Source organism: Ktedonosporobacter rubrisoli (assembly GCF_004208415.1).
GTDB lineage: Bacteria > Chloroflexota > Ktedonobacteria > Ktedonobacterales > Ktedonobacteraceae > Ktedonosporobacter > Ktedonosporobacter rubrisoli.
The window spans coordinates 8466544-8479739 of sequence record NZ_CP035758.1; the positions used below are offsets into that span (position 1 = coordinate 8466544).

Sequence of the window (13196 nt, forward strand, 5' to 3'; positions counted from 1 at the left end):
AAGGAGGAAAAGCCCGCTAGTGAAGAGTGCGTTTCACTATTTGCAGCGTGATCACGATGATGGAACAGACGCGAAGAAAGGATGTACGAAGTGAGAAAAGCTGCTCAGGCCGTTCCCAATGAACAATTGAAGAGGGAACGCTTACGACGTGGTTGGTCGCGGGAATATATTGCGGAACAGATAGGCATTGCCGATCCAAAGACGATCGGGCGTTGGGAGCGTGGCGTTGCCTTGCCAAGTTCGTATTTTCTTCAGAGGCTCTGTGAGCTCTTTGCCCTGACAGCACAGGATCTGGGGCTCTACCAGGAGCAAGAGCCGGGCAGGCACGAGCCAGTGTGTATGGCCATGACGTCTGATATGGCGGGTGAGCCAGTGAGGGCATTGTATGATCCTGAGCTCCCTATGCCGCTCTCCGATATAGGAGGCCTTGCGGGGCGTGAAGAGCAATTCTATGTCCTGAAGCAGCGCTTAGGTACTGAGAAAAGTCCGGTCGTCGCTGCTCTTAGCGGCCTACCCGGAGTGGGCAAGACTGCCCTTGCTGTAGAGCTAGCGCATGACCAGGATATACAACAATATTTTAATGGCGGCATCCTGTGGGTCAGCCCTGGCCCCAGGCCCGACATACCGCGCTTGCTCGCCAGGTGGGGAGCGTTATTGGGAATTGATGAGCCGTCAGCCAGGGACAATATTGAGGCCTGGGCGAGAGCACTTCACGCGGCCATTGGCCTACGGCGCATGCTCCTGATCATCGATGATGCCTGGAAATGTGCCGATGCTCTGGCTTTTAAGGTCGGCGGACCAAATTGTGCCTATATCCTTACTACGCGCATTCCCTCGGTTGCCCTCCAGTTTGCCAATGGCGGGACGATAAGGCTGGATGGGCTTGCGGAAAGGGATGGGCTAGAACTGCTGGCCCGTTTCATACCCGAGGTGGTAGCCAGCGAGCCCCGGATCGCCAGAGACCTGGTAAGGCTGGTAGCTGGCTTACCGCTGGGATTGGTAGTGATGGGCAAGTATCTGCAAACCCAGGCTTATAGCCGGCAGCGGCGCCGCCTGCAAGCAGCTTTAGAGCGCCTCTATCATCAAGAGGAGATCCTGCAGCTGAATATGCTACAGGCTCCATTTGAGGCATCTGCAGGTCCAGCGCTCTCGGTGCAGAGCGCGCTAGAGAGCAGCTACAGAGAGCTTGGCGGCCAAGCTCGCTCTGTACTTGCTCGCCTCGCTGCATTTCCGGCCAGCCCGCATAGCTTTGCGGAGGCCGCAGCCTTGAGCATCTGTTGTGCTCCAGCCGAGGCACTGGATGAGCTGGTTGATAGCGGCTTGCTAGAGTGCACGCCCGCCGGTCGCTATACGCTCCATCCGTTGATCGCTGAGTATGCACGCCTGGCCCATGCTGAGCGAGGAATGGAAGAGCACGTCGTCAACTATTATCTTAACTATACGGAAAAATATGCCACGGACTATGAAGCCCTTGCTCAGGAGATTGATAACATCCTGGCCTGCCTGCAGATGGCGTTTGAACGTGGGATGCGCGCCTCTCTGATACGTGGAGCTCTGGCTATCGCCCCCTTTTTGCAGGAGCAAGGCTTGTGCGAAATTGCACAAGCGCAGCTGGCGCGCGCAGAACAGGCGGCACGACTTGCCAGCGATAGCCACAGCCAGAAAAAAATAGTGTATTATCTGGAGAGAATAGTATCTGCGCGAAAAAATATTATGCAGGGGCCAGGGCGCTATCAAAAGGAGCTTACGTGTAAACAAGGGCTGGAGCGACTTTCACCTGTTGTCAGCCTATTGTCTGCCCAACTGTCTTAACTAGAAAAGGGTCCTGCTGGATGTTGTAAGGAGACAGTGATGTCTTTGGCACATGGATCTGGAACCGATGGTCCTGCAGACGAGCGTATTCTTGTAATACGAGCTCAGAGGGGAAATCAAAGGGCCTTTGAAATACTCTATGAGCGTTATAATGATCGCATATGCCGCTATTTAATCCGTATGATAGGAAATGATGGCGTTGGTTGTGAGTTAGCCCAAGAGGCATTTATTAAAGCCTGGAAATCAATATTGAGCCTGCGCGATCCTGCCCGCTTTGGGAGCTGGCTCTATCGTATTGCCACTAATTGTGCCTATAACTACCATGAGCATGAGAAGAAGCGATTGCGCAATGTTTCATGGGAAGAATACGAGAAAGAGGGCAAAGGACCCGTTGCTGAGGGACCAGAGAGACAGGTGGAGGAGAGCGAGCTGATGAAGCAAGTCCTGGCGCAAGTATCGCCTACATATCGCCCTTGCCTTATTTTATATGTTGTGGAAAGGTTGCCACAGCGTCAGATAGCTGACCTGTTAGGAATAAAGGAATCGTCTGTGAGTCAGTATGTGAGTCGGGGAAAAGAAGAGTTTCGGCGGATCTATTACCGAATGAGCGGGAAGGGGCAAGGCAAATGAGACATCAACCCCCTTGCACGCAGTGGGCCGAGAAACTGGCTCTGCGTCCCGAGGATCTTTCTCCCGAAGATCAAGCCGCGCTTGAGGCCCATGTCAAAATATGCCCGCATTGCACGGAGGCGCTTGCCGATTATCAATATTTTGATGCGCGTCTATCTGCCTTGCCTCCACCAACAATGAAGCCCTTGCCGCGCCTCTCCCCACAATTTTTCCTGGATGGCCAGATCATGGATGAAGAGCAAATCGAGGAAGATCTTCTCCCGGCTTCGGCTTTAGAGCGCAGCGCGGAAGCTAGCAGGGCGGCCAGGCGTCCAAGCCGCGTTGGCGCGTTCTTCAAGCGCGCTATCCCGAGTGCTATCGTTGCCTGCCTGCTTGTGGCTGTCCTTGTGCTCTTTACCAATGGAGGCCTGCGCAATGCTGTTACCGGTAGCTCTTATGCTCCCGGCTCAAACGTTCTCACACTGAGCAACCATACGCAGGTGGCCGCAGTGGCCTGGTCACCCAATGGAGCCTACCTTGCTACCAGCGATTGGGATCACACGGTCAGTATATGGGATGCGCATAAGGGTTCATTGCTGTATGTCTATAACGGACAGAGCGATATTGTCGATGCCCTGGCCTGGTCGCCGGATAGTAAATATCTGGCCTGTGGAAGCTGGGATAAGACGGTTCAGATCATAGAAGCCAGTTCGGGCAATCTCATCACGACGTACCGCGAGCATACAAGTAAAGTCGTCTCGGTCTCCTGGTCGCCTGACGGAAAATACATTGTTTCGGGAAGCTGGGATGATACTGCCCGCGTGTGGGATTCTGCCAATGGCCATACCGTGCAGGTCTATCGGGGCAGCGATATCGTCGATAGCGTGGCCTGGTCACCCAATGGCAAATATATTGCTTTAGGCAGTTGGGATGAGACCGTGAAGATATGGTCCCCCTTCACAGGAGCCATTATACGAACCTATATGGGCCATACCGATCAGGTAAATGCGGTAGCCTGGTCGCCTAACGGAGAATATATTGCCTCGGCGGGTCGCGATCAGACAGTCCAGGTCTGGAAAGTAAGCAATGGAGAACTGCTTACCACCTATAAAGAGCATAAATTTAACGGTTATGGACGGGCAGTAGATAGCGTGGCCTGGTCGCCGGATGGAGAATACATTGCCTCTGGTGGCCATGACGATACCGTACGCGTCTGGAATGCGCTTAACGGCACAACAGCCATGGTCTTTAAGGGCCATACAGATCTAGTAGATAGCGTGGCCTGGTCGCCGGATGGGCACAGGCTGATCTCGGGAAGCTGGGATGATACTGCCCGCATCTGGCAGGTGCTGAATGGCAACTAGTAGATTTTAGGGAAGCATAGCCGGTCTTGATGCTTGCTATTCCTCTCATATGATATACTACAGCAGCAATTTGGAATATTCACGGCTTTAAGTTAAGATCTGGAGGAGTGTTCATGCGTTGTCCATTTTGTGGAATGTTTAATCGCGACGATGCAGCATATTGCACTCGCTGTGGGAGAGATCTAGTACCCGGATATCCTCCTGGCCAGACAACACAAGGGCAGCCACCCCGCCGGCCTGCTGGACCAAACTACGCGCCGCCAGCGAATCGCCAGCAAGCACCAAGGCCGCCTTCTGTGCCTCCCATCCAGGCCGGGCCAGTGCGCAGCGGCCCGGGATCACGGGCTAAAACAGTCCCCGAGCCACCCAGGGCCTTCAAAGGGCAGGAGGCACCACAATCCTTTCCACCTCATACAACTGCTCAGCTGAAGGAGCTAGAATCACTGGCCCTCCCCTATACGCGCATCAGCGATGAAGAGAGTAATGGGCATAAAAAAATTGTACGCATTCAGTATCAGGCCTGCCCTGCCTGGAACCAGGTGGCGACTCTCTGGAAGGCTTTAAATGACGTTAAGGACGATAACTTTGCCACCACGCTTATTCAGGGCTTTACGCAGCCTGGTAGGGCTCTCTATAGCTTCAATAACGGACAGCTTCAGTTCGATCATGGCGTGTTGCTAGGCAGCCAAAGAATCAATCGCTATATATTTGATACTGGTTCTGGCTTCGAGGGTGACGCTGTGCGCATCGTCTTGTCCGAATAGCATGTGAGATCATCAAGTAGGCGTGTAGAGGTTGGCGTTTTGCAATTTTCGCCAGCTCTAGCTCTTTGCTGCTCTCTACACGCCTGATGAGAGCGGCTTTGCTGCTGAAAGCTGTATTGAGTCTCTGATCGTATGGGGCATTTTTGCCCTTCACTCCTGACTGAGTGAAGATTTTCAGCGCTCATTTGAGATGGAGAGTAGATAGATATATGCAAGCCATTGAATTAATTCGCAAGCAGCGAAATGCGCAGCCTCTCAGCACTGCCGAGATTGACTGGCTGGTAGAACAATATACGCGTGAGCAGATCCCCGATTATCAAATGTCGGCCTGGCTGATGGCGGTTTGCCTGCGTGGTTTGGATGCACGGGCCACCAGCGACTTAACCCTGGCTATGGCTCGCTCGGGTCTGGAACTGCACGTGCGCGAGACCATTTCGCCGGTTGTCGATAAGCATAGCACCGGCGGCGTTGGCGACAAAGTGACCCTGGCGGTAGCGCCTCTTGTGGCGGCCTGTGGCATCGCTGTGGGCAAGATGACGGGGCGCGGTCTGGGCCATACCGGAGGGACTGTCGATAAGCTGGAGTCGGTGCGTGGCTTTCGTTCCGAGCTTTCGCGCGAGGAGTTTATGCAAACCCTGCTCCAACACCACATCGTCCTGGCCGGTCAATCGCCTGAGCTTGCGCCGGCTGATGGCAAGATGTACGCCTTGCGCGATGTCACGGCGACAGTTGAGAGCATTCCGTTGATCGCGGCAAGTATCATGAGCAAGAAACTGGCGATTGGAGGCTCGCATCTTCTCCTGGATGTCAAATTTGGCAAGGGCGCCTTTATGAAGAATGTTGAGCAGGCCCGCGAACTGGCTACGCTCATGGTTGAGATTGGGCGCGCGGCTGGCATTCATACTGTTGCGGCCATTACTGCTATGGAACAGCCGCTCGGGCGGGCCGTGGGCAATGCCCTGGAGATGGCGGAGGCTATCGCTATTCTGCGCGGCGAGGGGCCGGCAGATGTTGGCTATCTCTGCTATCACGAGGCTGCGGAACTGCTGATGATGACGGGCAAGGCGGCGAATGAGCAGGCGGCCGAGCAGCTTGTTGAGCAGGCTGTGCGTTCGGGAGCGGCTGTGGCCAAACTTGCCGAGGTGATTGCCGCGCAGGGAGGCGATGCGCGCCAGATTGAGCAGCCGGAGCTCTTGCCAACCGCGCCGGTACGCGCATTGCTAATGGCGCCGCGCAGTGGCTACCTCGCGGGGATTCAGGCTGAACAGCTTGGCCTGGCCAGCATGCGGCTGGGGGCAGGACGCTTTAAGAAGGGCGAAGCTATTGACCATCGTACGGGCTTTATCTTGCAGGCCAAAGTTGGCGATAAGCTTGAGGCTGGCCAGGCTCTGGTTGAGATCCATGCGCGCAATGAAGGTGAGGCCGAGGCGGTGCGCGAGGAGCTGCTGCGCTGCTTTAGCTGGAGCGATAGTCCCGTCAAGCCCGGCGCGCTGATTTACGACGTAATTCGTCCCTGATCACTCCCAAAACGTTGAGCAAGATTTTAGCTTGACATCACATTTCGGCCCATGTTAAAATAACAGTGTTAACTTGGAAACAGGAGTTGATATATGCCGAAAAGGGCGCGGATGTATGGGTTAGATCATCCCGGCTTCTATGGCTGTTTGGCAAATGATCCTTGCGAAAACAAAGCTTGCATAAAAAAATTTTGTACTTAAGTTAATGGTGTTAAGTAAGAGTACAGATATATGTAGAAGGAAGGTACAACTTATGGTTTCGTTTATCAGCATGTTTATGACGCTACTTATCATGGGGATTGCCTTTAGTATCATGGCGATCCTGGGACGGCTTGGCATCTCTGCATTTATTGATTTGAAAAAGTGTGCTGCATATGCGATGGCGGCCCTTTTTGTCTTTACTTCTGTGAGCCATTTTATCTCGCCCGTAAGGGATGACTTAATCAGGATGGTGCCGGATTTTGTACCATTTCCGGCGCAGATAGTCTTTATTACTGGCATCCTGGAACTATTGGGGGCCATAGGCTTGCTTATTCCTGCCATGAGACGCGCTGCCGCGATATGCTTGATCCTCCTGCTCATCGGGATGTTTCCCGCCAATGTTTATGCTGCCCTTAGAGACATTTCGCTCCTTGGGGAGCCGGCAACTCCCCTCTGGCTGCGCGTTCCTGAGCAAATTGTTTACATAGGCATGCTCCTGTGGTCGATCTCAGCCACAAAAATCGTCGGCCTCAGAACTGCAAGTCAATCCTGACCTACCAGAGTGCTTACTGCTTGTGTTGCTCCCTCCTCGGCGACGCGGCTCTAAAACCTGCCTGCGCACGGATGGGCGCTGAAGAGCGCGAGGAGGAAAGCTTCCCGCCAGGCCTCAAATGGATAGTTTGCGCTGGCTTGTGTAGTAGCGAGTAGCGTTACGCGGCTTTGTACTATAGTGGGAGTGTACAGCCTTGCCGGAAAAAGCGTTGCGGCCTGGAAATAGAAAAGTGTTGGAAATGCGTCCTGCTGCTGGCAAGCAGGAAGGTATAGGTCAATAAAACTGGCTTGAGAGAAGATGGGGGTTTGGTGATGGCTGCTGACCCACAACGCTGGTTGAGCGTAGAAGAATATCTGGAATTGGATAGCGCGAGCCTTGATCTAAAATACGAGTATCTGAGCGGACAGATTCGCGCTATGAACGGCGGTACGACTAACCATGCCTGGCTGTCGATCAATATGCTCACCCAGCTTAACGAACAACTGCGTTCTGGTCCTTGCTTGGTCTATAACTCAGATATGCGTGTGCAGCTTGCGCATAACTGTTACGTCTATCCAGATGTAACGATTAGCTGTGATGTCGCCGATGCCCAGGGCGAGAATGTGATCGTCAGGGCTCCCCATCTGGTTGTTGAGGTGCTTTTGCCAAGCACCGAAGCCTATGATCGGGGCGAAAAATTTGCGCGCTATCAGTCCTGTGCCAGCGTGCAAGAATATGTGCTGGTAAACTATCGTCAGCAACTTATCGAAGTCTTCAGGCGTCAAGGGGCGAAATGGAGCTATGCGCCTTTGAGGCCGGTCAGGAAGTCGAGCTAGAGAGCCTGGACCTCCATTTTCCGCTTGCCGCAGTATATGAGCGCGTGCGTCTGCCGGCCCGAGATGAGCGGGAAGGCATGGATAGAGAGCGCGAGGCTTGATGATCTCCACATTTTTGCCGGCGCGAGAGAAGCAAGCGTTGTAGCGCAAGGGCTCGGGCCGGCAAATCGCCTGAGATCCAGGACAGCTGGCGCGCCGTCCTGGATAAGCCCTGTGGAGAGAGCAGCAAAATTTCTGCTAGCTGGTAGCCCTTTAAGCTTTGCGCATGTTGAGCTGCCAGAAGTCGGCGGTGGGATGATTGAGATCGCTGGCTCCGCGTACAAGAAAGGCATGGCCCTTCCCATCACACACGGCGATGCCCAGAACAGAGCTGCCCGCAGGAAAGGTGGTAAGCGGCGCGTGTTTCAAGGTGCGTAGGTTGAGCAGCCAGGCCTGGCCCAGAGGAATGTTATGCGATGCCTCATAGCCTCCCACGATGAGGGCCTGCGTATTGGAAAGCTGGCAACTGGCAGCAGCGCTGAGCGCTCGGGGCAAGGTAAATAGCGCCTGCGACCAGCTATTTTGCGCAAGATCGTAGCGATAGATTCTATCGGTTTGATGCTGCTGCTGAACATCGCCAGCCCCGCCCAGGAGAAGAATCCCTCCATCGTTATCAAAAGTTAGGAGCATGTAGCCAAGGCGATCGGGCAGGGGTGCCAGCGCGTGCCATTGTCCCTGCTCAATATCGTAGCGATACCAGCCCATCCCGGCCTGAGCATGCTCATTGTTGGTGCTCATAAAGCCCTGGGAGACGTAGAGATGGCCCTTTTGATCCGCAAGCATGGCAGAGCCAAAGCCTAGCTTTATCTGCTTAGGCGGCACGATCTTGCGTATCGTGTTGTCGTCGAGCTGATACATATAGAGGAGCGAGGGGACGTTAAGATCGTTGGCCGAATAGCCGGCCGTAAAAAAGATATGGCCCTGCCCATCCTGAACTGCCGCATTATTTACCATGCCCGGGAACTTTTCAACCACAACTTGCTCCCAGTGTGCGGCCTGAATATCGTAGCGGTAGAGACTGTTATCGTAGCGTGGAGATGCTGTTGGACCACGATAGCCGCCGCTCATATAGATGTACGCTCGGCCATGTAGTTCAACATAGACAGCCGTATTATCGGCCTCAGGTGAGGGCAAAGGCGGCAAGGCCTGCCACAGGTCACCCTTTGTTTGCGCCGGCGTGGTCGGCTGTGGCGTGCTTTGTAGCGGCGCTGTGCCGGGGAGACGATAGCCGAAGCTCACATAAGCCTGGAGGAGAGCCAGGGCCAGAAACAGCAGCAGGGCAAGAATAAAGCCGAGTTTCACGGCGAGGGGCACGATACGTCGTGGCTGGGCTGGCAGAATCTCGCTCTGCTTAGGAGCCTCAACGCGTGGCAAAGCCACCTGCGAGAAAGATGTTGTAATTGCCCGACGCTTCAAGCTCTCATCTACAAGATCCAGATGCTCTTGCTCCAGGCGATCCTGGCGGGCAAGATGTAGCGCTTCGCGAAGCTGTCGGCGCTGTTCTAAATTGCGCACTGGCGGCTCAATAGCGGCAGCTGGCAGGGGCGTGCTGGTGAGCAAAGGAATCTCCTGGGGATGGGTCAGGCGAGCGCGCAGCAGACGAGATGAGCGCGGCGTCAGGCGTATAGTTTCGTCTGCTTCCTCAAGGCTATCAAGAGCATATGAAGGCTTATCAGCCTCCCCGGCCCGCTGCCTGTAGAGCTTGTGTTCCTCGATATGATATGCGCGCTCCAGGGCAAGATAGAAGGTGTGGGCCGATTGGAAGCGGTACATAGGTTCCGTGCGCGTGGCCAGCTTAATCAGTCCACTAAGGACCGCCGAAACGGTAGGATTGTGCATATCCTCAACGCTGCCAATGAAGCCGGGTAGACCGCCAGTGCGCTTACCGTGCAACATCTCGGCCAGGATCACGCCAAGGCTGAACAGGTCAGAACGTCCATCGGTCTGGCCTTCGCCATGGTACTGCTCGGGCGAAGCGTAGCCGGGCGAGCCAAAGTCAGTAGTATCGTTAATCTGGCCCTCTTTGAAATAGCGCGCGATGCCAAAGTCGATGAGTACCAGGGAGCCATGAGGCGTAAGCATAATGTTGGATGGCTTGAGATCGCGAAAGACAATGGCTGGCGACTGATTATGTAAATAATCGAGGACATCGCACAACTGCATCGCATAGTCCAGTGCTTCCAGGGGAGGCAAAGGAGAGCGCTGACGTAGATACATACTAAGATTGGTACCGGGTATATAGTCCATCACGAGGTACCAATAGCCATCTTCAAAGAAATAGTCGTAGAGCGTCGGAATAGCCACGTGCTGGAGGCGCGTGAGCAGCAAGGCCTCGCGTAAGAAGCGGTCAGTATGGATACCGCCGCTAGAAGGAAAATCGGTTCCTGGCAGCCGACCACCACAGGAACGCTTGCTGCTTTCTCCCCCGTGCAGAATATAATCTAGCTCAGCTATAACACTTTCTGGCAGGGGTTGGTCTGAACGTCCCTGTTTGAGCGCTAACGGAATATTGAGCGAAGTATGCATGGCCAGGTAAACATTTCCCATGCCGCCATGCCCCAACACACGCTCAACAATGTATTCCCCATCATGTAAGGTATGTCCGACGAGGCTCTCCTGTTGCCTCTGCTTCCCTTGCGTACCGGCCATAGTACGTCTCCCCCTTCCACTTCCCATGATGCCCAATAGAATAGAATTGTGCGGCCCTGCCTACATAAAGCTCCGGCTGCACAGGCGGGTAGTGTTATTGATAAAAGTCTGGCGAGAAAAACACGAAGCCTTTAGCTGCCGTGATAGCTCGCACTTGCTGCCTGCCATTGTACCATCCTGTGATAGTGCCAGAGGCATCTTATTAATAGTAACGAAGGATACCAGCAGAGTCAACAAGTAAACAGGACTATATCAATACATACAGTCCTACAGCTCTGCAGCTGAGCATTTTCTCCTTAAGTATAGTATAGCTGAGCTAGTATATCGTGATGCGTTCTCTGGTTGATATCCACAGCTAAATGGCTGCTTCAAGCGTCGGTTTGGCTAAAAACCTGAGCACTGCTGAACTGTTGGCGCTGGCTTTCCAGCATCAGTTCGGCTAGCTCTATCGTTTGTAAGTAATGCGCTTCAGCCTGGCGCAAGCGCTGCGAGACCTCCTGCTGCCTGGCCAGATTGTTAGAGAGCAAATCAACGATAATTCTATTGGTCTGCTCAGCGGTTAGCTCGATTAAGCCGGTCGAGCCGGTATACAGGCGCTCAATCTGCCTTGCCCCAAAGCCGAGGCGCAGATAATCGCAGAGATATTCGGGATAAATCTGCGCCGTATTGACCCGAATAATTGTCACATGCCCATCGGCGATCGCCGGGCCGGGCAGCCTGTAGACGCAACATTTGCCCAGCGTCCCTTCGCCGGTTGAGGCCAGCAGGATATCGCCATAAAACACATGGCTCTCGCTCATCTGCTCATAGATAACTTTCTCAACATAATCGGCATTATCCAGCTGCAGAGAACCGAATCTGGAGATATTGCCGGCCTTCACGACAAGCGCATAGCCATCCTTTTCATCAACATACACTTCCTGGGCCGGGCTTTGTCCCCGCGCTGTAGAGATTGTATTTAGCTCCTTAAGGGCCTGACCGCCGCGTTGCAGCAGATCCTTGATTCCCTGGCGGACAGCCGGTTGCCAGTAGCGATAGTCAAGGCGCAGCATAGGATCGGCATACAGCGTCCTGGCGCTCACTCCGTAGGCTTCCCAGCCATAGCCGGTGCGCTGTTCGCCATCCGCCTCGATCAATAGCCTATTTTCGAATTCAGCTAACTGGCGCGCAAAGTCGAAATCGCGTATGGGCTCGCCAGAGCCGGAATATCCCAGAGATTTGAGCCGGCAAAAAGTTACAATGTAGTCGCGCTCAAGCGGCAGGTCAGGGCTGGCACTGCGCTGCAGATAAAGCAGACTGGAGCGCACATTGATTTTATTAGGCTTGAACGTCTCCTCTGGCAGTGCGACAATTGCCTTGAGGCGGCAATGCTGCAGGAGCCAGCGGCGCAGCGCGCAGCCTTTCTCGTTGTTGAGCACACCCTCATCGATAACTGTGCAGATCTCGCCATATGGGCGGGTCGTCAGCACCATTTTTTGCAAGAACAAATACTGCCCTTTTTTGGGAGCTGGAATGGGAAATTGCTGCAGGCCTTTAGGCGTCATGGCCTGTAGTTCAAAAGTACCGAATGGGGGATTGGTCAGGATAAAATCGCAGTTAGGTATGTCAATGTTCCAATCTTGCGCTGTGGGGCTCAAGCTATCGGCGGCAGTAATATTGGCGTGTCCATCGCCGGCAATGATCATATTCATCCTGGCTGCGCAGGCCACACCACGATTCGCGTCGCTACCGAAGAACATTTGCCCACGGATATAGCGCGCCAGCTGCTCATGGGTCGCGCTATCTATTTCATGTCGGGCGTAGAGAGCCTCTAATTGACGTAGGCATTCCTGCATAAGATAAATGAGAAAGCCACCAGTGCCGCAAGCTGGATCGAAGATGCGCGGCTTGTGGCCAGCGCGCAGGCAGGAAAGCAATTTCTGGCGTCCAAGCAGGCTCACCATCACTTGAATGAGTGGCCTTGGCGTAAAGTACTGGCCAAGGCTGCGCCCCTTCAACGTCGTGCGCACAAAGTACTCAAAAGCTGCCCCCTTCGAATCGAGCTCGCAGTCGTAGAAGGAAACCGCCTCAAGCTGTTGCACAATCGAGAGAAACGTGCGGGCATGCCTGAGCCTGAGTGGATCGCTGAGCACGTCGCCATAGCTCGTCTGCGCCGTGAGCTGCTCAATCATGGTCTGGATCGCTGCTCTCACCTCTTCACTCTCGGCCGCCGTCTTGCGCGCCAGCTGATAGAAGCGGTAGCTATATGGCAGATCCAGGCCTTCCTCGCGTTCAGCCTTCTCTTCCAGCAGACGCAGGAAAAGCAACTTGGAGAAATCGGCAAAGGCATTCTCCTCATCCTTTTCAAAGTTTCTGATAGTCACATGGCAGCGCCTGAAGAGATTATTGAGCTGCTTGAGTGGCAAGGCTGGCCTGAAGGGCAAAGATTTATCATTCGGCAAGCTTATATCGCTGAGGTGAGGGTAGTTTTGCAGCGCTGAGATAACTGCGGGCAGTTGCGCGCGGGTGGGCAATTTGTCTGTAATTTCGCCGTTCCAACTGACGGGTAACTGATTGAAGGCATTGAAGCAGAGGATTTCTTGGCCGTTAGTCAGGGCGACGAGAGGCAATTGATGCTGCCTGGCGTAGGCAAGAGCAGCTTTTTTGTCCTGGCTGGTGAGTCGATGTGTATCTTTACGGGCCAGAACTGGCAAGTGGGCATCGCATGCGCTAAGCTGCAGAGCCAGCGCGCAGCGCAAATGTGAATTATTGGCTTCTGTCCTGGATACTGCCCTCGCCGAGGCCATGCTCAAATCCCGGCTGCTATAGCCTCTACGCTGCAGATATGGCATGATTTTCTTGATAACAGTATCCATAATTCTGAACCAGCTACT

10 protein-coding genes are annotated in these 13196 nt (G+C 54.1%); 8 read left to right on the forward strand and 2 right to left on the reverse strand.

Going from position 1 to position 13196, the window contains the following annotated elements:
* Positions 1-90: 90 nt before the first annotated feature.
* The 8 genes from EPA93_RS36810 (at position 91) to EPA93_RS48730 (ending at position 7736) form a co-directional block, all read left to right on the forward strand.
* A complete protein-coding gene (locus EPA93_RS36810; protein WP_165423641.1) occupies positions 91-1812 on the forward strand; it encodes a helix-turn-helix domain-containing protein in 1722 nt (573 codons plus the stop codon).
* Positions 1813-1851: 39 nt separating this feature from the next.
* Positions 1852-2442, forward strand: coding sequence for an RNA polymerase sigma factor (locus tag EPA93_RS36815; RefSeq protein WP_129892305.1), 591 nt, complete (start codon positions 1852-1854; stop codon positions 2440-2442).
* Complete coding sequence (locus EPA93_RS36820; RefSeq protein WP_129892306.1) at positions 2439-3785, forward strand: WD40 domain-containing protein; 1347 nt, start codon at positions 2439-2441, stop codon at positions 3783-3785. Before EPA93_RS36815 ends, EPA93_RS36820 begins: the two co-directional genes overlap by 4 nt.
* 113 nt (positions 3786-3898) lie before the next feature.
* Positions 3899-4549: a hypothetical protein gene (locus tag EPA93_RS36825; RefSeq protein ID WP_129892307.1), complete on the forward strand. Its 651-nt coding sequence runs from the start codon at positions 3899-3901 to the stop codon at positions 4547-4549.
* 209 nt (positions 4550-4758) lie between these two features.
* The gene (locus EPA93_RS36830; protein ID WP_129892308.1) at positions 4759-6066 is read left to right on the forward strand and encodes a thymidine phosphorylase; all 1308 of its coding nucleotides are present in this window, start codon (positions 4759-4761) and stop codon (positions 6064-6066) included.
* Between the two features lie 253 nt (positions 6067-6319).
* Positions 6320-6820, forward strand: coding sequence for a DoxX family protein (locus EPA93_RS36835; RefSeq protein WP_207229294.1), 501 nt, complete (start codon positions 6320-6322; stop codon positions 6818-6820).
* A gap of 311 nt (positions 6821-7131) precedes the next feature.
* Positions 7132-7635 (forward strand): Uma2 family endonuclease, encoded by a 504-nt coding sequence (locus tag EPA93_RS36840; RefSeq protein ID WP_129892309.1) that lies wholly within the window; start codon positions 7132-7134, stop codon positions 7633-7635.
* Positions 7593-7736: a hypothetical protein gene (locus EPA93_RS48730; RefSeq protein WP_165423642.1), complete on the forward strand. Its 144-nt coding sequence runs from the start codon at positions 7593-7595 to the stop codon at positions 7734-7736. Before EPA93_RS36840 ends, EPA93_RS48730 begins: the two co-directional genes overlap by 43 nt.
* Before the next feature lie 151 nt (positions 7737-7887).
* Here the strand turns inward: EPA93_RS48730 and EPA93_RS36845 are convergent, their stop codons facing one another.
* Positions 7888-10323 (reverse strand): protein kinase domain-containing protein, encoded by a 2436-nt coding sequence (locus EPA93_RS36845; protein WP_165423643.1) that lies wholly within the window; start codon positions 10321-10323, stop codon positions 7888-7890.
* 368 nt (positions 10324-10691) lie between these two features.
* Positions 10692-13154, reverse strand: coding sequence for an N-6 DNA methylase (locus EPA93_RS36850; RefSeq protein WP_165423644.1), 2463 nt, complete (start codon positions 13152-13154; stop codon positions 10692-10694).
* Positions 13155-13196: the final 42 nt, after the last annotated feature.